Source organism: Sinomonas cyclohexanicum (assembly GCF_020886775.1).
GTDB classification, from domain to species: domain Bacteria; phylum Actinomycetota; class Actinomycetes; order Actinomycetales; family Micrococcaceae; genus Sinomonas; species Sinomonas cyclohexanicum.
The window spans coordinates 1,192,265-1,218,232 of the sequence record NZ_AP024525.1; the positions used below are offsets into that span (position 1 = coordinate 1,192,265).

A 25,968-nucleotide genomic window follows, 5' to 3' on the forward strand; every position below is an offset into this window, starting at 1 on the left:
TAGCCAACCCCTCCGACATTCCTCGGTGGCGTCTCGTCGCCGGCCGCGCGGCCCGGTCCCCAGCCGCCGCGCCGTGAAGGCGTAGCGTAGGCCCATGGAACATGTCACCTCCGCTGACGGAACCACCATCGCCTACGACCGCCTCGGCTCCGGCGCCCCGCTCATCCTCGTCTCCGGCGCCACCGCGGACCGGAGCGCGGACGCCCAGATCGCCGAGGCCCTCGCCGAGACCTTCACCGTGTACAACTACGACCGCCGCGGCCGCGGCGACAGCACGGACACCCTGCCGTTTGCCCCCGAGCGCGAGATCGAGGACATCGCCGCCCTGCTGGAGGCCGCCGCGGGGGACTCGGCGCACGACGGCGCGGGAGCGGCCGCCGTCGTGGGCTTCTCCTCGGGTGCCGCGCTCGCCGCACGCGCCGCGGCCGCCCTGCCGGCGCGCGCGCTCGTGATGTGGGAGCCGCCGTTCATGACCGACGAGGCCGGCCTGGCCCGGGCGAAGGACTACACCGAGACGCTCAACGCCAGGCTCGGCGCGGGGGACCTCGACGGGGCCCTGACCACGTTCCTTCGCTACGTCGGCCTGCCGGACGAGGCCATCGACGGCACGCGCCAGTCGCCATTCTGGGCCGCCGGCGTCCGGATCGCGCCCACCCTGGCCTACGACAACGCCGCGATGGGCAACGACGGCGTGGTCCCCGCAGACGTCTTCGGCCGGATCACGGCGCCGACGCTCGTCCTCGCGGGCGGGGCGAGCCCTGACTTCCTGCCCGCAGCCGCCAAGGCGGTGGCCGAGGCGATCCCGGGCGCCCAGACGGGCATCCTCGAGGGCCAGATGCACAACGTCGACGCCGCCGTGTTCGCCGACGCGGTCCGCGAGTTCCTGCTGCGGGCCTGACCTCCAACCCGGCCCCCGGGGCTACTCTCGTGGTGTGCCGGAGAACCAGATCGCCGCAGCGCCCGCCGACTTCGCCGCAGCGGTGGACCGCATCGAGTCCATGACCCACTTCTTCGCCGAGGTGGCGGAGGAGGTCGTCGACGAGGCCAGACTCGGCCAGCCCGTCCCGACGTGCAAGGGCTGGCGGATCGGCGACCTCGTGGACCACCTCGCGGGAATCCACCGCTGGGCCACCGACGCCCTGCACGCGGAGCACGCCCCGCGCGAGACCCCGCGGCCGCCCGGCCAGGACCTCGTCCAGTGGTACCGCGCGAGCGCCGAGCGCCTGGTCGACGGGCTGCGGGCCGCCGGCCCCGAGGCGCCCGCCTGGACCATGTGGGGCGACCGGGTCGCGGCCTTCTGGGCCCGGCGCCAGCTCCACGAGACCGCCATCCACCTCTTCGATCTCCTCAACGCGTTCCGGTACGGCGACCAGTGGCACCTCGACGAGGACCTCGCCCTCGACGGCATCCGCGAGGTCCTGTTCGGCTTCTACCCGCGCCAGGTGCGGCTCGGGCGCACGAGGGGACTGCCCGGCGTCGTGCGCTTCGAGGTGACCCGCCGCGGCGCCGCGGACACCGGCATCGTCTCGCCCGCAGTCGGAGACACGCCCGACGCCTCGACGCCGCTCGGGACGGTAAGGGGCCCGGCGGCCGAGATCTACCTCGGCCTGTGGAACCGACGCCCCCTCCCGGGGATCCTCCCTCCGCTCGCGGAGACGATCCGAGCGGCGAAGCTCACTCCCTGACCGGAAAGGGTGAAACTGGATACCGGTTGACCTGAGACTCGGTTTCAGGGTTCAATCGATGTGGCCTACGCCACAGTAACCTGCTTCAGGGAGCACCCGTGAACCTTGCCCACCACCTCACCTCCAGTGCCGCCCGCTTCGGCGCGGATGCCGCGATCGTGTGCGGCGATGAGACCTGGACCTACGCGGATCTGGACGCGGCGAGCGCCCGCGTCGCTGGGGCCCTCGTCCGGGGCGGCACCGTGCCGGGCGACCGAGTCGCCGTCATGCTCCCCAACGTCCCGGAGTTCGCTGCCGTGTACTACGGGGCGCTGCGGGCGGGGGCGATCGTGGTGCCCATGAACCCGCTGCTCAAGGAGCGCGAGGTCGCCTACTACCTCGCGGACTCGGGGCCGGGCGTGCTGTTCGCGGCGTCGACCGTGGCGGAGGTGGCCCACGCCGGGGCGGCCGCAAGCGGTGCCCGGGTGACCGTCGTCGACCCCGGTGCGTTCGTGGCGGCGCTCGGCGAGGAGGGGCCGCTCGAGCAGGTCGTCGAGCGCAAGGAGGGGGACACCGCGGTGATCCTCTACACCTCGGGCACGACCGGCCGGCCCAAGGGCGCCGAGCTCACCCACGCGAACCTGGTCCGCAACGCGGACCTGACCGTCCGCACGCTCCTGACCCTGACGCCGGACGACGTCGTGTTCGGCGGCCTTCCGCTGTTCCACACCTTCGGGCAGACGTGCGCGCTGAACACGACCATCATGGCCGGCGCCACGATCGCGCTCCTGCCACGATTCGGCGCACAGGAGGCGCTCGAGGCCATCGCCGCCCAGCGCGTCACGGTGTTCGCCGGCGTCCCCACGATGTACAGCGCGCTCCTCGGCGTCCCCGACCACCGCCGCTACGACACGTCCTCGCTGCGCGTGTGCATCTCCGGCGGGGCGGCCCTGCCGGTCGAGGTCCTGCACCGCTTCGAGGACGAGTTCGGGTGCATCATCCTCGAGGGCTACGGGCTGTCCGAGACCTCCCCCGTCGCCGCGTTCAACCACCCCGACCGCGTCCGCAAGCCGGGCTCGATCGGCACGGCCGTGGAGGGGGTCGAGGTGCGGGTCGTCGGCCTCGACGGGGAGGAGGTCCCCAGCGGCGAGGTCGGCGAGATCGCCGTGCGCGGCCACAACATCATGAAGGGGTACTGGAAGAGGCCCGACGCCACGGCCGAGGCGATCCGCGACGGATGGTTCCTCACCGGGGACATGGGGCGGATCGACGAGGACGGCTGCTTCAGCATCGTGGACCGCAAGAAGGACCTCATCATCCGCGGCGGCTACAACGTGTATCCGCGGGAGGTCGAGGAGGTCCTCTACGAGCACCCGGCCGTGGCCGAGGCTGCGGTGATCGGTGTCCCGCACGCCGAGCTCGGCGAGGAGGTGGCCGCCGTCGTCGCCCTCGCGAGCCCGGGCGCCGCCACCGCGGAGGAGCTGCGGGACTTCGTCAAGTCGCAGGTGGCCGCATACAAGTACCCGCGCGAGGTGCGGATCGTGGACCAGCTGCCCAAGGGCCCCACCGGCAAGATCCTCAAGCGCGAGCTGCGCGCGGGCTCGCCATCCCCGGCCGCGCCGGCGCCGCCGGCCTCCCAGACGCTCTAGGGCGTGTCTCCCATATGCCTCGTGATTGACGCGAGATTGTGGGTGGGTGGTATCTGTTGTGGACTCTCGTAATCGCCGGTTGACGGATGCGCAGTGGGCGTTGATCGGGCCGTTGCTGCCCTCGAACGCTGGACGGCGTGGTCACCCGTTCGGTGACGATCGCCGCATTGTCGATGGGATCATCTACCGGTTCCGCACCTCGACGCCGTGGCGGGACGTGCCGCGGGAAGAGTTCGGGCCCTGGCAGACGGTCTGGAAGCGGCACCGCCGCTACGCCGGAGACGGGACCTGGGACCGGGTGCTGCACGTGCTGCTCTCCCAGGCGGATGCGGCGGGGCTGATCGACTGGGACGTGTCCGTGGACGCGACGATCGCGCGTGCGCACCAGCACGCGACGAACACCACCCGCCCCGACCAGGACACAGGGGGCCGTGTCGAATCACAAGAATCTGCCGCTTGAGGAAGCTGAGCCCGCCGGTCACGGCATCGGCCGCTCCCGTGGCGGCCTGACGACGAAGATCCATCACGCCGTCGATGGCAACGGGCTCCCGCTCGCGATCGTCGTCACCGGCGGACAGCGCAACGACGGGGCGATGCTCAAGCGGGTCCTCGACGACATCCGGGTCCCCCGGGCCGGCGGCGGACGTCCACGCACACGCCCGGCCGCGGTCCTGGCGGACAAGGCGTACGGGTCCGGTGTGAACCGGCGCATGCTCCGCGCCCGCGGCATCCGGGCGGTGATCCCGGAAAAGAGCGACCAGATCACGTCCCGCAAACGCAAGGGCAGCAAGGGCGGCAGGCCGCCCGGCTTCGACGCCGACGCCTACAAGGACCGCAACGTCGTCGAACGATCATTCGCGCTCGTGAAGCAGTGGCGCGGCATCGCCACCCGCTACGACAAACTCGCGATCACCTACCGCGCCGGCGCAGTCCTCCACGCCGCCCTCATCTGGGCAACCCTATTAGGAGACACGCCCTAGACGGTATGGAGTGACCGCCTTGTGTGGGTGGTTGCGGGCCGGGGCCTCTCTCGCGCAGATTCGTGGGTTACCGGACAGAGTCCCCTGCCCGGCCTATCCGACATGCGTGGGGAGGCCCCGGTGTTCATTGAGCGTACGAGTGTTGGTCTGGATGTGCACGCCCGTTCGGTCGCGGCGGCGGCGATCGACGGGGTGACCGGCGAGCTGGTGCAGACCAGGCTTGCCCCGTCCCAGGAGGCCATCAGCGGATGGCTCGCCGGCCTGCCGGGCCCGATCGCCGTGGTCTACGAGGCCGGCCCGACGGGATTCGGACTTTCGAGGGCCTTGACCTCACAGGGAGTCAGGTGCGTGGTCGCCGCCCCGTCCAGGCTGCAGCGCCCGTCGGGGGACCGGGTCAAGACCGATTCCCGGGACGCGGTGCATCTGGCCAGGCTGCTGCGCCTGGACGAGGTCACCCCGGTCGCGGTCCCGACCGTGGCGCAGGAGTCCGCCCGGGATCTGGTGCGGGCGAGGGAGGACTGCCGCGGGGACCTGATGCGGGCCCGGCACCGGCTCTCCAAGCTGCTCCTGCGGTATGGGATTGTCTATGACGGCGGGGACGCCTGGACGGGGGCCCACGACGTCTGGCTTCGGAAGGAGGCACTTCCTCAGCTGTTGTCCCCGGCGACCAGGATGGCGTTCGACTCCGACTACGAGGCGGTGCTGACGGTCAGGGCCCGCCGCGACCGGCTCGATGCCGCGATCGGGCAGCTCGCCGCCGTCAGCGAGTTCGCCCCGCTCGTGCACCGGCTGGGCTGCCTGCGCGGGGTCAGTACCCTGACGGGGTTCGCCCTCGCGGTGGAGATCGGGGACTGGCGCCGGTTCACTGGGGCCACGATCGGTTCCTTCGTCGGCCTGACGCCCTCGGAGCACTCCTCCGGCGCCTCCCGGGCGCAGGGGCCGATCACCAAGACCGGGAACGCCCACGTCCGCAGGCTCCTGGTGGAGGCCGCCTGGCACCACCGGGCCCGGTATGTGGCCGGCAAGACCATGCGCGACCGATGGGACCTGGCCCCGGCCGCGGCCCGCGTGCGCGGCGATGAGGGCAACCGGCGCCTGCACGAGAGGTGGGTGGGCTTCCTCGAGCGGCGCAAGCGCCCCACCGTGGCCAACGTCGCAATCGCCCGCGAGCTGGCCGGGTGGTGCTGGTCGCTGGCAGTCATGGACGACGACTGACCCCCGCCGCCCACAGACCGCTTCGCCGGATCCCACAGAGGTCGGCGGCAGCGCGTGGAGCCACCCGCGGCACAGCTATGAACAGGCACCCCAGAGGGGGGCCCACGTTCGCTCCTAGACACGCGGACCGACTCCAGCCGAACCACCGTCCTGCGGTAGCCAATCCGCGCATATCAGCCTGACCGCGCGTCGCCAACGACACGCTCGCCGACCACCCCCTCCAGCGAAGCACAGAGGCGCCGCCGGGACCTCCTCCCGGCGGCGCCTCACCCTGCCCACTTGACAGCAGCTCACTCCATATCAGCTGTTCTGGCGGTCGGCCCGCTCGGCCTCGAGCGCAGCCGTGAGCCGTTCGACCCGTTCGGTCAAGGCCTGGACCTTCGCCTCGAGCGTCTGATCGATGGCCTCGACCTCGGCCTCGACATCCTCGATCTCGGCCTCGACCGCCTCGACGCCCGCCTCCATCTCCGCCGCCGCCTGCGAGGTCATCGTCTCCACGAGCCACGCCGCGATGGAGGCGGTGACCACACCGAGGACCGCGATGCCGGAGACCATGAGCGCCGCTGCGACGAGTCGGCCGATCACGGTCACGGGGTAGTGGTCGCCGTAGCCCACGGTCGTGATGGTCTCGAGCGCCCACCAGATCGCGTCCCCGAAGCCGCGGATGTTCGAACCCGGCACGTTCTGCTCGACGTCCTCCACCGTGAGCGCTCCGCAGTACATGAGCGTCGCGGCGGCGGCGATCACGTAGATGACCAGTCGGCCGCGCAGGGCGTTGCCCGCCTTGTTGTGCACGACCCGCAGGAACGTGACGAGGCGCAGCGGCCGCAGCGCGGGGAGCGCGAGGATCGCCAGCTCGTGCAGGTTGCGCACGAACCACCGCCCCCGCCGGGGCGCGAGCCACAGCTGGCCCGCGTAGTCCACGACGAACACGGCCCAGGACGCCCACAGGATGCCCTCGGCCCACACGGACTCGGCCGGGGACAGGTTCCCGATGACCTGCACCGAGTACGCCGCGAGGAACACGAGGGCCGCCGCGAGCGTGGGCCACTCGGTCAGCTGTCGCCAGCGTTCCTGGGTCATGCTGGAAGCGTACCGCCGGGGGTAGGGTGAGCGGTGGGGAGAGGGGCCGGAAGGAGGCACCATGCGTTCGATCCCCCCTGCCCTCACCGCACTTCCGCTGGCCGCGCTGGTACTGTCCGGCTGCGCTCCTGCCGCAGCACCGACGCAAGGCACGACGACGGCGCCCGCCGCGTCCGCGCCGTCGTCCGCCCCCGCTCTGGCACAGGTGAGCGACGACGACCTCCGTGCCGCGTTCACCGCCTCCGCGAAGGAGATGCAGGTGCCCGGCGCTGTGCTGGTCCTCAAGCGGCCCGGGAAGCCCGACCTGACCATCGCGTACGGCACGCGCGAGCGCGGCGGACCGACGCCAGTCACCGTCGACGACCACGTCCGCGTCGGCTCCAACACCAAGACATGGACCGGCACGGTCATCCTCCAGCTCGCTCAGGAGGGGAAGATCGGCCTCACCGACCCGGTGTCGAAGTACTGGGACGGCGTGCCCAACGGCGATTCGATCACGATCGAGCAGTTGCTCGAGATGCGCTCGGGCCTGTACAACTACACGTTCGATCCAGCGTGGAATGCCGCCGTGGACGCGAACCTCCAGCGCGCGTGGCAGCCGCAGGAGCTGCTCGCGACCGCGTTCACGCACCCCGCCGTGTTCGCGCCGGGGACCGACTACCAGTACTCGAACACGAACACCGTCCTGCTCGGGGTGATCGCCCAGAAGCTCGACGGGAAGCCGCTCGAGCAGATCTTCCAGGACCGGCTCTTCGGCCCTCTGGGGCTGAAGGAGACCCGGCTGCCGGCGCTGACGTCGTCCGCACTCCCGGCCCCGTACTCGCGTGGGTACTCCTACGGGACGTTCGTCGAGACCATCGACACCAGCAAGCTCACCGACGACCAGTTCGCCGCCGCGCGCTCGGGCACGCTCGCCCCGCTGGACTACACCGACCAGAACCCTTCCTGGGGATGGGCCGCGGGCGCGGGCATCTCGACCGCGCCCGAGCTCGCCACGTGGGTCGAGGCGCTCGGCTCGGGCAAGCTGCTGGACTCGGCCATGCAGAAGACGCGGATGGACAGCATCAAGCCGCTCTCCGCGTCCTCCGGATACGGGATGAACATCGCCCAGTTCGGCCCGATGTACGGGCACACCGGCGAGCTGCCCGGCTACAACTCCTTCATGGGCTACGACCCCGCGAACAAGGTCACCCTCGTGACGTGGGCGAACCTGGCCCCGCTCCCGGACGGCAGCGCCCCGGCCACAGAACTCGCGAAGCTCGTGCTCGGCAAGCTCTACGCCACCGCGGGCGCGGGCCCCTCGAGCGCGGGCCCCTCGGCAGCCACTACCGGACCGTGATCGTGACCGGCTGGCTCGTCACGCCGCCGTAGCTGGCCCTGATGGCCGAGGTGCCGGACTTCTGCGGGTAGGCGTTGCCGACGTCGTCCATGCTCACCACCTCGCCGTTCTCGGACGACCACGAGACGGCCTGCACGGCCTCGGACACGCCGGTCGTGTAGGTCACGGTCGCGGTGAGCTTCACACGCTTGTCCCCGGCCGAGAGCACCGGGACGGCCGCGGGCGAGATGACCACCCGGACCACCTCCGGGGGCGTCACCGTGACGAGCGCGAACCCCTCGTACGTTGTGCCGAAGTAGTCGTTGCCCTTGGCGGTCAGCAGCGCCGAGCCGGGCGCGACGCCGGTCACGACGCCGCTTGGGCTCACGGTCGCGACGGTGGTGTCCGACGAGGTCCACGTGAGCTGCCCCGGCGGGACCGCCGAGTCGTCGCTCAGGATCAGCTGTGCCGAGAAGGTCGTGGTCAGGCCCGCGCGCACGCTCGTGGACCCGGGGTCCACGCGCAGCTCGCGCACCGTCACGCTCGGACGAGGAGTAGGCGTGTAGCCGGGCACGACGGCGAGCGCGAGCGAGCCCGAGAACCCGCCGAACACCGCGGTGACCGAGGCGGAACCCGCCGCGACACCGGTCGCGTGCCCCGCGCCGTCGACCGTGAGGACGCCCGGATCCGAGGTGGACCACGCGACGCCCTCGTGCAGGTTCCGGGCACCTCCGTCGCTCAGAGCGGCCGTCGCCCCCAGCTGGAGCTGCGCCCCCGGCGCGAGCTTCGTGTCCGAGGCGACCACCGTCACCCCGATCACGCTCGCCGACGGCCTCTGGGGCCCGCCCAGCCCGAGCAGGCGGACGACGACGAGCGCCGTCGCCGCGGCGAGGATCGCCACCGTCGCGATGACGCTCAGCGCGATGACCCTGGCACGGGCCCTGGACTGCCCCCGGTCCATCGCGGCGCCGAGGTCCGCGGGGTGCCGCTCTGCGAGGGCGCGGGCCTCGAGGTAGAGGCGCTCGCGCAGCTCGTCGTTCACCGCCGTTCCCCGTTCATGGCTGGCCGCTCCCGAGCGCCAACTGCGCCGTCTGGTTGGCGTGTGCGAGGCGTTCGGCGACCACCGCCGTCGTGCTCTCGGTCAGCCCGGCGATCTCCGCGACGGTGAGCGAGGCGAAGTCGTGGAGCACGATCGCGACGCGCTCCGGGGCCGGCAGCGCCGCGAGGAGCGTCGCGGGCCGCTTGGGCTTGCCGGGCCTGCCCGGTCTGGGGGAGGCCGGAAGCCCCGCCGGCGCCTGCCAGAAGTCCTGCCGCTCGAGCAGGTGCACGAGCGTGCAGAGCGTGAACAGGCGCAGCTGCGGGGTGACGGGACCGCGCCACACCTCCGCGGTGCGCGCCCAGGCGGCCTCGAGGAGGGCCTTGGCCTTCTCCGGGTCCCCGCACAGCAGCTGCGCGCACAGCTGGAGGTCGCCGCGCTGCTGCTCGAACACGCTCGCGATGTCCTGCTGCCTGCCGGAGAGCGCCGCGGAGAACTTCACGTCCCCGGGAAGCCCGAGCTCGATGTCACGCACCGCTGGGACGACGGCGGCGATGAGGGCGAGCGCTCCGGCGCCGATCGGCACGGCCGAGACGAGGGCCGGGACGAACAGCCCGAGCACGATCGCAGCGAGGCCCAGCGCGGCGGCAATGACGCGCGCGGGGCGGACGGCGCCGAGGAAGCGGCGCTTGGGCAGTTCGCACATGCTGCACCTTCTGCGGTTGCACCCCAGTTTAAGTCACGTGACTGGAGCAACCTAGACGTGGTGCCGCTGCGCGAGCCCAAGCGCCGCTTCGCGCCGAAGGGCCGGCCGCGGATCAGCCGAACGAGGTGGCCGTCGCGTAGCCCTTCCCGTTGTATTTCTGCACGAGTACCTTCGAGATGGCCGGCTGCCCGTCCACGGTCGTGTCCACCTCGGTGCCCTGGAGCATGAGCGGGGCCGCGTAGCCCTTGATGTTCCGCAGCGCCTTCATGAACGAGTCCCGCGTCGGCTCTGTCATGTGCTGGAACGCCTGGTCGAGCGTGGCTCCCGCGATGTAGCTCCACATGCAGTGCGGGAACGCCGGCATGTCCTGGTAGTTGCCGTACTGCTTGAGGTCGGCAAGGAACTTCACCACGTCGTCGTTCGTGGCGAACTCCGGGCTCTGCGGCGCCTTCGAGAAGGCCACCGAGTACACGCCCGGGTACGCGTCCGCCTTGCCCGGCGCGAGGATGGCCGTGGGGCTGGACGTGTTCGAGGGAAGGAACCAGCTGGGCTTCCAGCCGATCTGCTGCGCCTTCTGCAGGGACGCGATGGTCAGCGGCGTGATCGACATCGCGTTGAAGAACACGTCCGCGCCCGTCGCGGCGAGCTGGGTGATCTGCGCGTCCACGGAGGTGTCCGTGGCCTCGTAGGTCTGCTCGCCCACCACGGTGACGTTCGAGGCGCCCTTGATGGCGTCCTTGAACCCGGACACGTAGCCCTTGCCGTAGTCGTCGTTCTGGGACAGGATCGCGACCTTGTGCTGCCCGCTGGAGGACGCCACGAGCTTGCCGAACGCCGCTCCCTCGTTCTGGTAGGCCGGGACGAGGCCGAGCTGCCACGGGCTCTGCTTCTGGTCGCTGAACAGCGGGTCGCCCGTCATGACGAGGACCTGGGGCACCTTCTGGCTGATCGCGGCCTCGCGGAACGCCCTGTTGGTCGGCGTCCCGAGGCCGATGCCCTCGGCGAACACGCCGTCGGAGACCATCTGCTGGAAGTTCGCGAGCGACTTCTGCGGATCGTAGCCGTCGTCGTACGTCTTGATCTCGACCTTGCGGGTCTTGCCGTCGCCGAACTTGATGCCGCCCTCGGCGTTCTTTGCGCCGAAGTAGGCCTTCGCGCCCGCCACCGTGCAGGTTCCGGGGCCCGCGGTGGCGCCGCTGAGCGGCGTCGTGATCCCGAGCGTGATGGTCGTGTCGGTGATGCCCGGCGACGCGGCCGCCGTGCCCCCGCTCCCGCCGCCGGCGCTGCCGCGGCATCCTGCCAGCGAGAGCGCGAGGACCGACGCCACGGCGACGGCGCCGAGGAGCCCCCGGGTCCCTTTCCTAACGTTCATGGTCGATTCTGCCTCTCTGTCTCTTCGGGTGCCTCCGGCGCCGTCTCCCCGGCCACAGCCGTGTCCGGGGCCTGCGCGGGAGCCTGGGGCGGGGCGGACCCCGCTGCGCGGTGGGTAGGTGGGTGCTGTTGGGCAGGGGCCGAGCCGCGCCGCGCGAGCCGTCGGACCACGCGCGGCAGGCTCACGAGCCCGTCCGGGAGGAGGAACAGCACGGCGAGGAGGATCACGCCCTGACTGACCGTGGTGAAGTTCGGGTCGATCGCGTTGGTCCACTGCGGCACGAGGATGTAGTACGCGCCGCCGATGAGCGAGCCCACGATGCTGCCGGCCCCGCCGATCACCATCGCGGCGAGAAGGCTGATCGAGTGGCCGAAGCTGAGGGTCTCGGGGGAGGTGTACTGCACGGCCGCGAGGTAGAGGAACCCGCTCGCGCCGCCGTAGATCGAGGCGATCGTGAACGCGAGCACCTTGGTCCAATACGGAGACACGCCCATGGACGCGGCGACCGCCTCGTTTCCCTTCACCACGGCGAACGCGCGCCCGTACTTGCCCCGCACGAGCCTGCGGGCCAGGAGGAAGCCGGCCGCGGCCACGACCAGGATGATGTAGTACTGCCACTGGTCGTTGAACAGCCCCGACCAGTCCGGCGCGTTGGAGAAGATCGCCGAGGTCCCCTGCGAGCCGCCCGTGAACGTGTCGAGGCGCTTGGCCAGGGGCACGCCGACGATGGGCAGCGCGATGGTCACCATCGCGATCGCGAGGCCGCCGAGGCGGGCCGCCGCGAGCGCCACGAGGAGCCCGACGGCGCCCGCGATGAGGCACGCGGCCACGAAGGAGAGCACGATGTTCCAGCCGTGCGTCACTCCGTGCGCGGTGACGTAGGCTCCGAGGCCCACGAAGAAGATCTGCCCGAGGTTGACCTGCCCGGTGTAGCCCATGACGATGTTCAGCCCGAGCACGGCCACGGCGTAGACGCCGATGCGCACGAGCGTCTGGTTGGCGATCGCGGGCAGGAACAGCGGGGCGACGACGAGCACGACGGCGACGAGCACGACGGCGCCGAGCCTCACCCAGCGCCTCGCGGGCGCGGGCGACTGGGTGCGGGGGGAGCGCGGGCTGGGGGACGTGGAGACCTTGGCCATCAGACGCGCACCACGACCTTCCGCCCGAACAGGCCTTGGGGACGGACGATCAGGATCACGAAGATGAGCACGAACGGCACGGCGATCTTGAGGTCGTGCCCGATCAGCGGCACGTATACCGAGACGAGGTTCTCGAGCACGCCGATCGCCCATGCCGCCGTGACGGCCCCGATCGGGCTGTCCAGCCCGCCGAGGATCACGGCGGCGAGGGCGTACACGAGGGCGGAATCGAGCATCCCCGGCGTGAGGGTGAGCTGGGGCGCTACGAGCGCGCCCGCGATCGCGCCGAGCGCGGCGGCCAGGCCCCACCCGACCATGAGCAGCCGGCCCACCGGCAGGCCCGAGAGGGCGGCGGAGCCCGGATTGTCGGCGACGGCCCGCAGCGCGAGCCCGAGCTTGGTGCGCAGGAACATCAGCTGGAGCAGGACCATGATGACCACGATCGTCACGGTCGTCGCGAGCGAGCGGACGCTCACCACCGCACCCAGGATGTTGACGCTCGTGAGCGGGAACAGCGAGGGGAACTGGAGGTTGTTGTAGCCCCACGCGACAGCGGCGATGCCGGTCACGAGCGTGAGCAGGCCGATCGTCACGACCACGGCCGTGTCCGGGTCGCCGCGCTCGAACCGGCGGATGAGAAACCGCTCGACGAGCGCGCCGATCGCGAAGGAGAGCACGACGGCGATCAGCACCGCGAGCACGAGCGGCACCCCGGCCTGCGCGAACGCGAAGGCGAGGTATGCCGAGAGCACCGCGAGGCCGCCCTGGGCGAAGTTGATCAGGCCAGTGGCCTGGTTGACGAGCACGATCGCGAGGGCGAGCGCGGCGTAGACCGAGCCCGTCGAGAGGCCGTCCACGATGAGCTGGATCACGGTCTCCATGCGTCTTATCCCCCCAGATAGGCTCGACGGATCTCGTCCATGCCCTTGAGCTCGGCCGAGGAACCGGTGAGGACATTGCGCCCCGTCTCGAGCACGGTGGCCGTGTCGACGAGGGAGAAGGCGAGGAGCGCGTTCTGCTCGACCACGAGCATTGCGATGCCGGATTCGAGGCGCAGCCGGCGGATGGCCTCGTACACCGTCTTCGCGGTGCTCGGGGCGAGCCCGAGGGACGCCTCGTCGAGCAGGAGGAGGGTGGGCTTGGCCATGAACGCCCGGCCCACGGCGAGCATCTGCTGCTCGCCCCCGGAGAGCGCGGCGGCGCGGGAGCCGATGCGGTTCCGGAGCTGGGGGAACAGGTCGAGGCAGTAGTCGATGTCCGCACCGATCCGCTTGCGGTCCTTGCGCAGGTACGCGCCGACCCGCAGGTTCTCGCGCACGGTGAGCTGCCCAAGCGTCCCGCGCCCCTCGGGGACGTGCGCGATCCCGAGCGAGGCGACCCTGTCCGGCCGGAGCCCGCGGATGTCCCGGCCGTTGAATCGGATGCGCCCGCCCGTGCGCACGGTGCCGCTGATGGCGCGCAGCGTGGTGGTCTTTCCGGCCCCGTTGGCGCCGAGGATGCCCACGGCACCGCCCTCGGGCACGGTCAGGGAGACCCCGTCGAGCACCTGGACGGGACCGTAGGAGGCCGTGACGCCCTCGAGATCAAGCAGCGTCATCCGCGGCGTCCTTCCCGAGGTACGCCTCGATCACGCGCGGATCGGACTGCGCCTCTGCCGCCGTGCCCTCCATGAGCTTGCGCCCGTGGTCGAGGACCACCACGCGGTCGGTGAGCGCGGAGATGAGGCCCATGTGGTGCTCGACGATGACGACCGTGATGTCCTGCTCCTCGCGCACCTTCCTGACGGTGTCGATGAGCTGGGTGACCTCCGCGTGGGAGAGGCCGGCGGCCGGCTCGTCGAGCAGTAGGAGCGAGGGCCTGGCCAGCAGGGCCCGCCACAGCTCGATGCCCTTGTGCAGCCCGTGGGAGAGCTCGTCGGCGGGGAGGTTGGCCGCCCAGCCCAGCCCGGCGGCGTCGAGCATCTCGAGTGCCTCGGCGCGGATGGCGCGCTCGGCGCGCGCGGTGTGGGGGAGGCCGAGCGCCCACTCGACCGGCCCCCCGGGGAGCCGGATGTGGCCGCCGAGCAGCACGTTCTCGAGGACCGTGGCGCGCAGCTGGAGTGCGGGGTGCTGGAACGTGCGGGCCAGCCCGAGGCGGGCGAGGTGCGACGGCGCGCGCCCCACCACCTCCGTGCCGTCGATCGTGATCGAGCCCGAGCTGGGCCGGTAGTGGCCGCTGATGCAGTTGAAGAGGGACGTCTTGCCAGCGCCGTTGGGCCCCACGAGCCCGAAGATGACGCCCGGCTCGACGTCGAAGCTCACGCCTTCGAGGACCTTGACGCCGCCGAAGTGCAGGTTGACGTCATTCAGGCTCAGGCGAGCGGCCATCCGGCACCTCCCATGTCACCTGCGCCAAGGGCTGATGCGGTCGGATCCGGCCGCATGTGATGAAGCTACGGATGGGAGACGAGATTGTCAACGATTTTGGATGGGGAGCGCGGCGGGGCGCGGCGGCGGGCAGCGCCTTGCCCAGCATGGTCCTCCCGCGATTGGTTCTAGGATTGTAGACAAAATCGTGGCGCGGCATACTTGCCGCGGCGGGTATCAGGGCGTCCCGGTGCGGCGGGATCCCGAGCCACGGGAACCTCGGCACCATCGGAAGGCGTGTGGTCGCATGGCGGCGGAAGCGGTGGGCAGCACTGCCGCGGAGACGCGGGTCACGGACCTCATCCGCAACGCGATCGTGCGCGGCGAGTTCGCGCCCAACCAGCGCCTCATCGAGGCAGACCTGAGCGACTCCTTCTCCGCGAGCCGCGCCACCGTTCGGACTGCTCTGCTCGAGCTGGCGGGAGAGGGCCTCGTGGAGCGCCTGCCCAACAAGGGCTCGCGGGTCCGAGCCGTCTCCTTCGAAGAGGCAATCGAGATCCTCGAGGTGCGCATCGGCGTCGAGGGCCTGTGTGCCGCCAAGGCCGCCGAGCGCCTCACGGACGCGGAGGCCGCGGAGTTCGCGGGCCTCCGGGCCGCCATGTTCGCTGCGGTGGCCGAGGGAGACCTCGTCGAGTACGCGAGCCTCCACCAGCACCTCGACGCCCGCGTGCGCGCGCTCAGCCACCACATCACCGCTTCCGACGTCCTCGCCCGGCTGCACGCCCAGAGCATCCGGCACCAGTTCAAGCTCTCCTCGAAGCCCGCGCGCGCCAAGGTCTCGGTCCTCGAGCACGCGGCGATCATCGACGCGATCCTCGCCCGGAACCCCGAGGCCGCGGAGCGCGCCGTGCGGACACACCTCCTCAGCGTCATCGGGGCGCTCCGCGAGCTGACCGCCTGAGTCGGGCGGCGCCGTCGTCCGCGACCCCGGCCATGCGGCGCGCGGGGCAATCAGCTCCGCGCGCCGCATGCCCAGCTCCGCGCGCGCGTCAGCCCTGGGCCGTGCGCCAGCCGCCGTGGTACTCCTTCCGGGCCGTGACCGCGTAGGGCGCGGGGCTCACGATCGCGCGCACGCGCAGCTGCTCGTGCGGCTCGACGGTCGTCTTGCGGGAGCCGCCGTCCGGCTCGCCCCACACCACGTGGACCTCGGTGCCGATCTCAACCTTCGGGTCCACGGTCGCGAGCGAGAGGCCGCGGCGCTCGTTCGCCGAGACGCCGGTGAAGAGCGAGAGTCCCACGGTCGCACCGTCGGCGTCGAGCACCGCGTCGTAGTTCGAGGACCCGTAGTTCGCGTTGGGCAGGTCGAAGAACTGGTAGCCGGGGCCCTCCCGGTCCAGGAAGGACGCCCAGATGGCGGCGAGGTCCTCATCGTTCCACGCGAGCGTGACCTTGCGGCGCTGCGCGGCGCGGTCGAGCTGCTCGAGGGCATCCCTGCCGATGAAGTCGTGGTCGAACTTCACGAACGAGCCGTAGCCGAGCTCCCACGGGTTGAGGTAGTAGTCCTCGATGGTGTCCGAGACGAACGAGCCGGCGAGGGCGTTGACCGCCTCGTAGCCGGTGGCCGGGAGCCACTCGCGGTAGGCGCGCTCGGGCTCGCCCGTGTAGATGGCCGGGAGCGGGGAGGGGATCCATCCGGACTCGAGCGTGTTCGAGGAGTAGGCACGGGATCCGCAGGGCTCGATCCCGAACTCGGCGCCCGCCGTGAGCACCGCGTCGCGGACCGCGCCGTGCTGGTCGTACGGGCCCCAGATCTCCAGGCCCGGCGCGCCGGCCATGCCATGGCGGAGGGTGCGCACCTGCTGCCTGGCGATCCCGAGGTGGCCCATGTGGAAGAACTTGACCTTCTCGACCGTTCCGCTGGCGAGCTTCTCGATCACCTGCCACGCATTGGGACCCTGGATCTGGAACCTGTAGTACTTCCTCGTCACGGCCTGCCCGTAGGGGCGCGAGGGCGAGCGGTCGTCGTACGTGTACTCGACGTCGTAGCCGCCGGTCTCGGCGTGGAACTGGAGCCAGTTGGCCACGGGGTTGCGGCCCACGAACACGTACTCGTCCTCGGCCTCGTGGAAGAGGATGCCGTCCCCGATGACCCCGCCGTTGGACGCGACCGGCACGAACTGCTTCGCGGTGTCCACGGGGAAGTCCGCAAAGCTGTTGATTCCCGTTGCCGTCAGCAGCCTGAGGGCGTCCGGGCCCTTGAGGAAGAAGTTGACCATGTGGTGGGTCTGGTCGTAGAGGACGGCCGTCTCGCGCCACGCCTTCTGCTCGCGCCGCCAGTTGGTGAACTCCGCCGGGACCACGGGGTAGATGTACGTGCCGAGTGGAGAGTTCCGCAGGAGCCCGACCGTTCCCTGTGGCGTGCCCCCCGCGGCGTCCAGGACTTCTTGGAGATTCTTCGCGGCCATGACGGACTCCTTCACGACAACTCTCACAACGGGATTGGTGACAATAATGTATTGGATGCCTTGACCGCAGGCTAGGGGAGTGGTTCTCTGGCCACAGGAGGCGATTCCCCCATGTCCACCGAATCACTCGCCGACGCCGTGGCCCGTGCCGGCGGCCCCGTAGAACTGCTCCGCAACCAGGACTGGCCCGCGTTCACCTTCCCCGTGGCCCCCGAGTTCACCAACTGGCGCGACGAGCAGCGCGCGTGGAACACGACCGTGGCCCTCATGGACCAGTCGCACCATATGACCCAGCTGTTCCTCGGCGGGGCGGACCTCATCGGGCTGCTGGCCTCCCTCTCGCCGAACACGTTCGCCACGTTCCGCCCGGGCGTCGCGAAGCAGCTCATCGCCGTCAACGAGGACGGCTACCTCATCGGTGACGGCATCCTCTTCTTCCACGCGCCCGGCGAGGAGGATCCCGAGGGTCTCGTGCTGATCGGCCACCACCTCCTGATCGACTGGGTCCGCTTCAACGTCGAGAAGGCCCAGGCCGCCGGCAAGGAGGTCTCGGCGCGCCTCGAGCCCAACTCGCACATGCGCCAGGGCCCGCCCACGTTCTACCGGTACGAGCTCCAGGGGCCGCGCGCGGACGAGGTCATGCAGAAGGTCTTCGGCGGGCCCGTCCCGGAGATCAAGTTCTTCCACATCGGGAACGTGGAGATCGCGGGCCGCCCTGTCAGGGCGCTCCGCCACGGCATGGCCGGCCAGCCCGGGTTCGAGTTCTACGGTCCCTGGGAGGACAACGAGACCGTGCTGGCCGCCCTCATGGATGCGGGAGAGGAGTTCGGCATCCGCCGAGTCGGTGCGAAGGCCTACTCGGCCTCCCCGCTCGAGTCCGGCTGGGTGCCCACCCCGTTCCCCGCGATCTTCGACGACGACCTCGCCGAGTACCGCCAGTGGCTCCCTGCCGCGCGGGCCGGCTCGATCGGCGGCTCGCTCTACTCCGCGGACGTCCACGACTACTACATGACCCCCTACGACCTCGGCCTCGGCAAGTCGGTCCGGTTCGACCACGAGTTCCACGGCCGCGCGGCCCTCGAGAGGCACGCCGAGGACCAGCGCCGCCGCAAGGCCACGCTGCTGTGGAATGCGGAGGACGTCGCCGCAGTGGTGCGGTCGCAGATGGAGCCGGGCACGCCCGGGAAATTCCTCGACTTCCCCAAGGCGCGGTACGGCCTGTTCCAGATGGATGAGGTGCTCCGGGACGGGAAGCGCGTGGGCATCTCGACCGACGCCGGCTACGTGGCGTTCGACCAGCTCTACATGTCCCTCGCGACCGTGGACGCGGAGGTCCCGTACGGCACCGAGGTCGAGGTCGTCTGGGGCGAGGACCCCGTCTCGCGCAAGGCGGCCGTCGACGCGGTCCACCGGCAGATGCGCATCCGCGCCACGGTTGCGCCCGCGCCGTACCACGAGTTGGCGCGCACCGTGTACCGGGCCGACGGCTAGAGCCGCCGGCGAGAGGACATCATGACCGACTGCACCGCGCCACGAGCGCTGCGGCCCTCGAGCGGCGCGTGCGGGCGATCGAGGAGAGGGCCCGGGGATCGGCTGGAAGGACGGCGAGGTCGCACGGAACACCGGTCGTGCGGCAGTAGCGCGGCCGTAAGCACAAGCAGTAGTCGTCAGGCAAGGGAACAGGGTCAGCAAGGAGCCAGGAGGCATGCCATGACCGAGACACTCAACACCAAGGCGCCCGTCACCACGGGCCTGTACATCGGCGGCACCGAACGCCAGACCGAGGCGACGCTCGAGGTGGCGGACCCCGGAAAGCCGGGGACCGTCGTCGGGCACGCCGCGGCGGCAAGCCCGCGCGACGTCGACGACGCGATCGCCGCCGCGAAGGCCGCCTACCCCGCGTGGAGCGCCCTGAGCCCGCAGGAGCGTGCCGCGCAGATGGCCGCCGCGATCCAGGGGATCGCCGAGTCCCGCGACGCGGACGCCGCGATCCTGTCCCAGGAGAACGGCAAGATCCGGATCGAGGCGTGGGTGGACTCCCTCGTGTTCGAGATCCGCTGGAACCTCGCCCTCGCGCTCGCCGACGAGGTCGACGCGAGCAACGTCCTCGCACCGGCGCCGGGGATCCCGGTCACGACGACGGTCGCGTACCAGCCGCTCGGAGTCGTCACCGTGATCGTGCCGTTCAACTGGCCGATCGCCATCCTCGGGGCCTCCCTCCCGCATGCGCTCCTCGCCGGCAACACGGCCATCGTGAAGCCGCCGCCCACCACCCCGCTCGCCACGACGCGCGTGGTCCAGCGGGTCGCGGAGAAGCTGCCCCCGGGTGTCCTGAACGTCGTGACCGGCAAGGACGCAGACATGTCCGCGCTCATCACGAGCCCTGACATCGCGAAGGTGTGCTTCACGGGGAGCGTCGCGGGCGGCAAGCGCATCATGCAGATGGCTTCCGGCTCGCTCACCCGGGTGACGCTCGAGCTGGGAGGCAACGACCCCGCCGTCGTGCTCGAGGACGCGACGCTCGACGACGCGGAGCTCGACCGCCTCTACGCGGCCATCTTCGACACGACCGGCCAGATCTGCATGAATGCCAAGCGGATCTACGTCCACCGCTCGCGGATGGACGACGTCGTCGCGGGGCTGTCATCGAGGCTCGACAAGGCCGTCATCGGGTACGGGCTCGACGAGGGCACCACGATGGGGCCGCTGCATTCTCCCGTGCAGAAGGCGTTCGTCGCGGAGCTCATCGAGGAGGCGAAGGCCTCCGGAGCGGAGGTCCGCGAGTTCGGGGCGCTGCCCACGGAGCCGGAGCTGGAGGGAGGCAACTTCCTGCGCCCGGCGATCGTGATCGACCCGGACCCGTCGCTGCGCGTCGTGACCCACGAGCAGTTCGGACCCGTCATCCCGCTCCTGCCGTTCGACACTGAGGAGGAGGCCGTCAGGGCAGCCAACGACACGTGGGCCGGGCTGTGTGGCTCCGTCTGGTCGGCCGACCCCGAGCACGCCAACCGGATAGCGCGGCAGCTCGAGTGCGGGTACGTCTGGGTCAACGACCACGGCGCCACCCGCCTCGACCTCCGGGCTCCCTTCGGCGGGATGAAGCAGTCCGGGTTCGGGCGCGAGCAGGGGATCGAGGGGGTCCGGGCGTTCCAGGACACCCGCTCGATCGCCCACCTCGACCCCGACGCCCTCGCCGCCGGCTGACCCTCGTCTGGGAGTCACCTCCTGGGAGTCACCTCCTGGGAGTCACCTCCTGGGAGTCACCTCCTGAAGGCCACCTCCCGAAGGTCAGCTCCTGAAGGTCAGCTCCTGAAGGTCAGCTCCTGCGGGTAGTCGCAGGACGTGACACCCGGGAGCTGACCTTCAGGCGAGGGCAGGCACCCAGTGGCTGACCCCTCCGGGTCATATAACTATGGACATTCCCTATCTGCATAGTTACATTCGAAGAGGGCGCAGCGAGGCGCCCCGGCGGAAGGAGTCCGGATATGGCCCGCAGTGCACCCACGGCGAATCGCGCAGCATCCCTTGAACTCATCGAGGACTTCTCCCTCGAGATGACCGGCAAGGACATCCCCGGCCTCCTCGAGGCCAAGGACCGCATCCCCGCAGGCACGAGGATCAACGTCACGTTCCTCGGCAACGAGGACCTCGAGATGCGCGTCGCGGCTGCGAAGGCGGTCCGCGACAACGGATTCGTCCCCGTCCCGCACCTCTCCGCCCGCCGCCTGAAGTCCCAGGGGCAGCTCGAGGAATTCCTCGGCCGTCTGCGGGAGATCGGCGCGGCGGAGCGGATCTTCGTGATCGGCGGCGACCCCGCCACGCCCGAGGGGCCGTACGAGGACTCGCGCGCAGTGATCGCCAGCGGCGTCCTGCAGGCCTTCGGCGTCCGCGAGGTCGGCATCGGGGGCTACCCCGAGGGCCACCCCGACATCTCGCGCGACGCACTCGAAGGAGCCCTCATCGACAAGGCCGCTGCGCTGAGGGACCAGGGCCTGAAGATGTTCGTCATCACCCAGTTCGCGTTCGATACCGAGCCGGTCACCGCCTGGATCGACGCCGCGCGCGCCCACGGCATCGACGCGCCCATCCGGGTCGGCACTCCCGGCCCGGCGGGCGTCAAGCGCCTGATGAACTTTGCGCGCCGCTTCGGCGTCGGGGCCAACGCGATGATCGTGAAGAAGTACGGCTTCTCGCTCACCAACCTGATGGGCGACGCCGGCCCCGACCGCTTCGTGGACGACCTCGCCGCCGCGCTCGCCTCGCCCCAGGGCGGGGGCGGGGCCGGCGAGGGGATCGCGGGCCGCGTCGGGCTGCACTTCTACACGTTCGGCGGCCTTGCGGCCACCGCGGACTGGGCCGACAGGTTCATCGCCGAGCGCGCCTCCGCGTAGAGACCCACATCCGAGACAGAACGAGAGGTTCACCGTGGCACCGAAGAATCTGCAGGACGTCCTCGACGGGGCCGGCGGGACGCCGGAGAGCGTCGTCGACCTCCTGCGCAACTCCCAGATCGGCTCCTACATCTACCCCGTGGTCCCCGCGGACTTCCAGAACTGGATCAAGGAGCAGAAGGCGTGGCGCGACACGGCCGTGCTCTACGACCAGTCGCACCACATGGACAACCTGTTCCTCAAGGGCTCCGACGCGATCAGGCTCATCACCGCGACGGCCATCAACTCCACCGCCAGCTTCCCGGTCAACAAGGCCAAGCAGTACGTCCCGGTAGCCTCGAACGGCGGCGTGATCGGCGACGGCATCCTCTTCCGCGAGGCTGAGGACGAGTACGTCTACGTGGGCCGCTCGCCCGCGGCCAACTGGCTCCTGTTCCACGGCGAGACCGGCGGCTACGGCAACCTCGACATCACGGTGGACCGCCGCTCGCCGTCGCGTCCGTACGGCCATTCGGTCTCCCGCGAGTACTACCGCTTCCAGATCCAGGGCCCCAACGCGTGGCAGGTCATCGAGAAGCTCAACGGCGGCCCGCTCGAGCAGCTGAAGTTCTTCAACATGTCCACGATGACGATCGATGGCACCACCGTTCGCACGCTGCGGCACGGAATGGCCGGCGCGCCGGGGCTCGAAGTCTGGGGCCCCTACGCGGACCACGACCGGATCCGTGACGCCATCGTCGACGCGGGCGCGGAGTTGGGGCTCGTCCCGGTGGGCTCCCGCGCCTACCCGTCCAACACCCTCGAGTCCGGCTGGATCCCCTCGCCGCTGCCGGCCATCTACACCGGGGACGCCGAGCGGGCCTACCGCGAGTGGCTGCCCGCGGACGGCTACGAGGCCACCGGCACCCTAGCCGGCTCGTTTGTCTCGGACACCATCGAGGACTACTACCTGACCCCCTGGGAGCTCGGCTACGGCTCGTTCGTGAAGTTCGACCATGACTTCATCGGCCGGGACGCGCTCGAGAAGATCGACCCCGCGACGCAGCGGCGCAAGGTCACCCTCGCATGGAACGCCGAGGACATGACGAAGCTGTTCTCCTCCCTGTTCGACGTGGACGGACCCCACTACAAGTTCTTCGACCTCCCGCTCGCCAACTACGGTTCCGCGAACTACGACTCGGTCGTCGACGCGGGCGGCAGTGTCGTCGGCTTCTCGATGTTCACCGGCTACAGCGCGAACGAGCGCACGGCGCTCTCGCTCGCGACCGTCAACGCGGACGTCCCGGAGGGAGCCGAGGTCAAGGTCGTCTGGGGCGAGCCGAATGGCGGGAGCCGGAAGGCCGCCGTCGAGCCCCATGAGCAGATGGAGGTGCGCGCCGTCGTGAGCCCCGTGCCGTACTCTGCGGTGGCGCGCTCCGAGTACCACGGCGGGTGGCGCACGGGCTACAAGTCCGCATGAGCCTGCGCGTCGCGCTGCTCGCGCTGCTGCGGGTCGGCCCGCTCTCGGGCTACGACCTGCAGAAGCAGTTCTCACTCTCGGTGGGGCATGTGTGGCACGCCCCCGACTCGCAGATCTACCCGGAGCTGCGCAAGATGGAGGCCGAGGGCCTCATCGAGGGCGAGGAGCAGCCGCGCGGGCAGCGCGGGACGCGTCGTGTCTATCACGTGACCGAAGCGGGGGAGCGGGCGTTCCTCGACTGGATGCGCACGCCCCTCGAGTACGCCCGCGTGCGCGACCCGGCCCACCTGAGGGCCGCCTACCTCGAGTCCACGACTCCGGAGTCCGCCCGTGAGTTCTTCCGCGCGCACATCGCGCAGTGGGAGGGCGAGCTCGCGCAGTGGGAGGGGGAGCTCGGGCGGATCGCCGCGCTCGACAACCCGATGCTCGTGCGGCGCTTGGCGGTCACCCCGCCCCAGGACCGCGACAGGACCATCGCGTTCAAGCGGTTCACGTACGAGGGCCTCGTGGAGCGCGCGCGGGGGGAAATCGACTGGGCGCGCCGGGGCCTCGAGCTCGTGGAGGCGCTCGCGGGGCCCGACGGGTCGTGGGGAGAGGTGCCCGCGGAAAACCCCGCGCAGCAGGGGTCTTGACGGCAGCCGGGCGAGGTTTATAAAATCGAGTTACAAATTAATCGGTCGGCCCGAGAACCCCCAGCACTCAGGCCGACGCCCGTCAGCAGGTGCCCCGGCCACCCCGCCTCGGTGGGCGGGGCACCTCGCCGATCCGGCGCAGACAGACCGCGCGCACCCACGGCCTCCATATCCCCTGCGGCCCCGCCGCTCCCCCCGAAAGACCCCCGGCCATGACCACTGAAGCAGCACCCCGCGGCACCCACTCCTATGGCTGGGTCCCGGACGTCCCCGACCAGCGCGACCACCTCTACTCCGTGCCCCGTGAGGTCCTCGGTGCGCTCCCGCCCTCCGTGGACCTAACGGCGAGCTGTCCGCCCGTCTACGACCAGGGCCAGCTCGGCTCGTGCACCGGGAACTCGATCGCCGCGGCGCTCGAGTTCGATGCAGACAAGCAGGGCATCGCCGGGTACACGACCCCGTCGAGGCTGTTCATCTACTACAACGAGCGCGTCATGGAGCACACCGTGGCGAGCGATTCGGGCGCCCAGATCCGCGACGGCGTGAAGTCGGTCGCGACCCAGGGAGCGTGCCCCGAGACCGAGTGGGTCTACGACATCACGAAGTTCGCCGTGAAGCCCACTGATCAGTGCTACGTCGACGCCAAGACGCACCGGGCCATCGCCTACCAGCGCGTGACGCGGACCCTCGCGCAGATGCAGGGCTGCCTCGCAGACGGCTACCCGTTCGTCTTCGGCTTCACCGTCTACGAGTCATTCGAGAGCCAGCAGGTCGCGCAGACCGGCGTGGCACCGATGCCCGCGCCCAACGAGCAGGTCCTCGGCGGCCACGCGGTCCTCGCCGTCGGGTACGACAACGCGAGCCAGACGTTCCGCGTCCGCAACTCGTGGGGCACCGGATGGGGGCAGGCCGGCTACTTCACGCTGCCCTACCAGTACCTGCTCTCCACTGGCCTCTCGAGCGACTTCTGGACCATCCGGACGCTCGCCTGATCCTTCAGGGCCCCCGCGCACGACGGCGGCGACCCGCCGTCCGAGGGTGGGTCGCCGCCGCGCCTGCTGTCGTGAGCGGGTCAGCCCGCCCGGCCCGCCGGCGGGGCGAGCCTCTCGAGGCGGCGCGCCCAGCTCGGGGCGTGCTCCGGGCGCGGGCCGATCGCGATGAACCGCGCGGGAATCCGCTGCAGGAATGGGACCCGCGTCAGGACCCGCATCGGCAGCGGGAGCCGCGTGGTAGACGTCGCGAGGGTCCCCTTCAGCGCCCGGTTCACGACGCCGCGGTGCGCCGCCCGTTGGAACGCCTGGACCAGCCGGGTGGGCAGGAGCCGGCGGCCCTGCACCGTGGCGAGCAGGCTCTCGGGGACGGGGCCCCGGGCGTGGCGCATCCACTGGCCCACGATCCGCGACGCCGCCACGGCGTCCTGGATCGCGAGGTTGATGCCCACCCCACCCACGGGGGACATGGCGTGTGCGGCATCGCCGATGAGCAGGAGCCCGTCCTGGTGCCACTGCTCGAGCCGGTCGACGCGGACGCTCAGGAGCTTCACGTCGTCCAGGGACGCCGGGTGGTCGCCGAGCCGGTCCGCCATCCACGGCAGGAGCCGCGCGAGGCGCGCACGGAAGGCGTCGAGGCCCTGGGCGCGCAGCACCGGGTCCTGGCCCTTCGCGATGAGGTACCCGCACTGCCATTCGCTGCCGCGGTCGATCATGATCATGAACTCGCGCCCGGACAGGCGCCCGACGCCGCCGTCCGGATCGCCCTCGCGTCGCGGCACGCGGAACCACCACACGTCCACGGGCGCGCCGAACTCCCGGGCGGTGAGGCCGGCCGCGGTGCGGACCGTGGACCAGCGCCCGTCGCACGCGACCACGAGGTCCGCGGCGAGCGTGCGCTCTGTGCTCCCGCTGATTTCTGTGCCCCCGGTATTCTCCGGGCTTACCGCGTGCTCCGGGCCCCCGACCCGGAAGTCGCGCCAGCGCACCCCGGTGACCCGGCCGGCGTCGTGCGTCAGGCCCACCACCTCCGCCGAGCGCAGAAGCGTGAAGTGGGGCTCCCGCGCGGCGGCGTCGGCAAGCATTTCGAGGAAGTCCCACTGCGGCACGAGCGCGATGTGCGGGTGGAGGCCCGGCAGGTAGCGGATCAGGTCCGCGAGGCGGACCGTCCCGGCGTCGAGCTGGATCTCCACCTGGTCCATGAGCCGGTGGGGGAGGGCCTCGAAGGCGGAGCCGAGGCCGAGTTCGTCGAGCAGCGTGAGGGTCGAGGCGTGGACGGTGTCCCCGCGGAAGTCGCGGAGGAAGTCCGGGTGCTTCTCGAGCACCACCGTGTCGATCCCGCCCCGAGCCAGCAGGAGTCCCAGGACCATGCCCGCGGGCCCGCCGCCCACCACTGCCACTCGCGTCCCCTCAGGTGCAGCCATGCGCCCAGAGTACGCGGCCAGCTCGCGCGCCGGAACGCCGCATCAGGACATGCCGTCAAGCGGGACGGCGGCATGTCCTGATGCGGCGCTGTGCGCGG

At 70.8% G+C, this 25,968-nt stretch carries 23 protein-coding genes; 13 read left to right on the plus strand and 10 right to left on the minus strand.

The annotated features are described in order from the left end of the window. The first annotated feature begins 94 nt into the window (after window positions 1-94). The 5 genes from SCMU_RS05600 to SCMU_RS05620 all read left to right on the plus strand — a co-directional run bounded on the left by SCMU_RS05600 (window position 95) and on the right by SCMU_RS05620 (window position 5,508). Entirely contained in the window at window positions 95-898 is an 804-nt protein-coding gene (locus SCMU_RS05600) for an alpha/beta fold hydrolase (RefSeq protein ID WP_229232045.1), read from the plus strand. A 34-nt stretch (window positions 899-932) separates the two neighbouring features. Continuing rightward, window positions 933-1,685, plus strand: a complete 753-nt coding sequence (locus SCMU_RS05605; RefSeq protein WP_229232046.1) for a maleylpyruvate isomerase family mycothiol-dependent enzyme — start codon at window positions 933-935, stop codon at window positions 1,683-1,685. A 98-nt stretch (window positions 1,686-1,783) separates the two neighbouring features. After that, window positions 1,784-3,313: a long-chain-fatty-acid--CoA ligase gene (locus SCMU_RS05610; RefSeq protein ID WP_229232047.1), complete on the plus strand. Its 1,530-nt coding sequence runs from the start codon at window positions 1,784-1,786 to the stop codon at window positions 3,311-3,313. A 46-nt stretch (window positions 3,314-3,359) separates the two neighbouring features. After that, window positions 3,360-4,293, plus strand: a protein-coding gene (locus SCMU_RS05615) for an IS5 family transposase (RefSeq protein WP_443020157.1) whose coding sequence is annotated in 2 segments (ribosomal slippage) — window positions 3,360-3,737 and window positions 3,739-4,293 — 933 coding nt in all. Because the reading frame shifts where the segments join, the coding sequence is not laid out codon by codon here. A gap of 120 nt (window positions 4,294-4,413) precedes the next feature. Then, window positions 4,414-5,508: an IS110 family RNA-guided transposase gene (locus tag SCMU_RS05620; protein WP_229229519.1), complete on the plus strand. Its 1,095-nt coding sequence runs from the start codon at window positions 4,414-4,416 to the stop codon at window positions 5,506-5,508. A 300-nt stretch (window positions 5,509-5,808) separates the two neighbouring features. On the opposite strand, the gene SCMU_RS05625 is transcribed toward SCMU_RS05620, so the two are convergent. Then, on the minus strand, window positions 5,809-6,591 hold the full coding sequence (locus SCMU_RS05625; protein WP_229232048.1) for an ion channel: 783 nt from the start codon (window positions 6,589-6,591) through the stop codon (window positions 5,809-5,811). A 61-nt stretch (window positions 6,592-6,652) separates the two neighbouring features. Between SCMU_RS05625 and SCMU_RS05630 the strand changes: the two genes are divergently transcribed. Then, entirely contained in the window at window positions 6,653-7,930 is a 1,278-nt protein-coding gene (locus tag SCMU_RS05630) for a serine hydrolase domain-containing protein (RefSeq protein WP_229232049.1), read from the plus strand. Here the strand turns inward: SCMU_RS05630 and SCMU_RS05635 are convergent. The 7 genes from SCMU_RS05635 to SCMU_RS05665 form a co-directional block, all read right to left on the minus strand. Further along, window positions 7,917-8,951, minus strand: coding sequence for an Ig-like domain-containing protein (locus tag SCMU_RS05635; RefSeq protein WP_229232050.1), 1,035 nt, complete (start codon window positions 8,949-8,951; stop codon window positions 7,917-7,919). The two genes, SCMU_RS05630 and SCMU_RS05635, sit on opposite strands and share 14 nt — an antisense overlap. Window positions 8,952-8,964: 13 nt before the next feature. After that, window positions 8,965-9,651 (minus strand): SigE family RNA polymerase sigma factor, encoded by a 687-nt coding sequence (locus SCMU_RS05640; protein WP_229232051.1) that lies wholly within the window; start codon window positions 9,649-9,651, stop codon window positions 8,965-8,967. Window positions 9,652-9,763: 112 nt separating this feature from the next. Continuing rightward, entirely contained in the window at window positions 9,764-11,023 is a 1,260-nt protein-coding gene (locus SCMU_RS05645) for an ABC transporter substrate-binding protein (RefSeq protein WP_229232052.1), read from the minus strand. After that, window positions 11,020-12,165, minus strand: coding sequence for a branched-chain amino acid ABC transporter permease (locus SCMU_RS05650; RefSeq protein ID WP_229232053.1), 1,146 nt, complete (start codon window positions 12,163-12,165; stop codon window positions 11,020-11,022). The genes SCMU_RS05645 and SCMU_RS05650 overlap by 4 nt, the downstream gene beginning before the upstream one ends. Then, complete coding sequence (locus tag SCMU_RS05655) at window positions 12,165-13,046, minus strand: branched-chain amino acid ABC transporter permease (protein ID WP_229232054.1); 882 nt, start codon at window positions 13,044-13,046, stop codon at window positions 12,165-12,167. Before SCMU_RS05655 ends, SCMU_RS05650 begins: the two co-directional genes overlap by 1 nt. Before the next feature lie 5 nt (window positions 13,047-13,051). Next, window positions 13,052-13,762 carry an ABC transporter ATP-binding protein gene (locus SCMU_RS05660; RefSeq protein WP_229232055.1) on the minus strand — a complete coding sequence of 237 codons (711 nt, stop codon included), beginning with the start codon at window positions 13,760-13,762 and terminating at the stop codon, window positions 13,052-13,054. Next, on the minus strand, window positions 13,749-14,531 hold the full coding sequence (locus SCMU_RS05665; protein WP_229232056.1) for an ABC transporter ATP-binding protein: 783 nt from the start codon (window positions 14,529-14,531) through the stop codon (window positions 13,749-13,751). The genes SCMU_RS05660 and SCMU_RS05665 overlap by 14 nt, the downstream gene beginning before the upstream one ends. Before the next feature lie 286 nt (window positions 14,532-14,817). Here SCMU_RS05665 and SCMU_RS05670 point away from each other — a divergent pair, with 286 nt between their 5' ends. Next, on the plus strand, window positions 14,818-15,471 hold the full coding sequence (locus SCMU_RS05670) for a GntR family transcriptional regulator (protein WP_229232057.1): 654 nt from the start codon (window positions 14,818-14,820) through the stop codon (window positions 15,469-15,471). A gap of 88 nt (window positions 15,472-15,559) precedes the next feature. Here the strand turns inward: SCMU_RS05670 and ligM (SCMU_RS05675) are convergent, their stop codons facing one another. Further along, window positions 15,560-16,975, minus strand: coding sequence for a vanillate/3-O-methylgallate O-demethylase (ligM, locus tag SCMU_RS05675; protein ID WP_229232058.1), 1,416 nt, complete (start codon window positions 16,973-16,975; stop codon window positions 15,560-15,562). Between the two features lie 111 nt (window positions 16,976-17,086). Between ligM (SCMU_RS05675) and SCMU_RS05680 the strand changes: the two genes are divergently transcribed. The 6 genes from SCMU_RS05680 (at window position 17,087) to SCMU_RS05705 (ending at window position 24,449) form a co-directional block, all read left to right on the plus strand. Further along, a complete protein-coding gene (locus tag SCMU_RS05680; protein WP_229232059.1) occupies window positions 17,087-18,466 on the plus strand; it encodes a hypothetical protein in 1,380 nt (459 codons plus the stop codon). 219 nt (window positions 18,467-18,685) lie between these two features. Continuing rightward, entirely contained in the window at window positions 18,686-20,179 is a 1,494-nt protein-coding gene (locus tag SCMU_RS05685; RefSeq protein WP_229232060.1) for an aldehyde dehydrogenase family protein, read from the plus strand. 281 nt (window positions 20,180-20,460) lie between these two features. Further along, window positions 20,461-21,366: a methylenetetrahydrofolate reductase gene (locus SCMU_RS05690; RefSeq protein WP_229232061.1), complete on the plus strand. Its 906-nt coding sequence runs from the start codon at window positions 20,461-20,463 to the stop codon at window positions 21,364-21,366. A gap of 34 nt (window positions 21,367-21,400) precedes the next feature. After that, window positions 21,401-22,825, plus strand: a complete 1,425-nt coding sequence (gene ligM / locus SCMU_RS05695) for a vanillate/3-O-methylgallate O-demethylase (RefSeq protein WP_229232062.1) — start codon at window positions 21,401-21,403, stop codon at window positions 22,823-22,825. Next, a complete protein-coding gene (locus SCMU_RS05700) occupies window positions 22,822-23,457 on the plus strand; it encodes a PadR family transcriptional regulator (protein ID WP_229232063.1) in 636 nt (211 codons plus the stop codon). The genes ligM (SCMU_RS05695) and SCMU_RS05700 overlap by 4 nt, the downstream gene beginning before the upstream one ends. Before the next feature lie 212 nt (window positions 23,458-23,669). Continuing rightward, window positions 23,670-24,449 carry a C1 family peptidase gene (locus SCMU_RS05705; protein WP_229232064.1) on the plus strand — a complete coding sequence of 260 codons (780 nt, stop codon included), beginning with the start codon at window positions 23,670-23,672 and terminating at the stop codon, window positions 24,447-24,449. An 80-nt stretch (window positions 24,450-24,529) separates the two neighbouring features. Here SCMU_RS05705 and SCMU_RS05710 read toward each other — a convergent pair whose 3' ends face one another. Further along, window positions 24,530-25,870 (minus strand): FAD-dependent oxidoreductase, encoded by a 1,341-nt coding sequence (locus SCMU_RS05710; protein ID WP_229232065.1) that lies wholly within the window; start codon window positions 25,868-25,870, stop codon window positions 24,530-24,532. Between the last annotated feature and the right edge of the window lie 98 nt (window positions 25,871-25,968).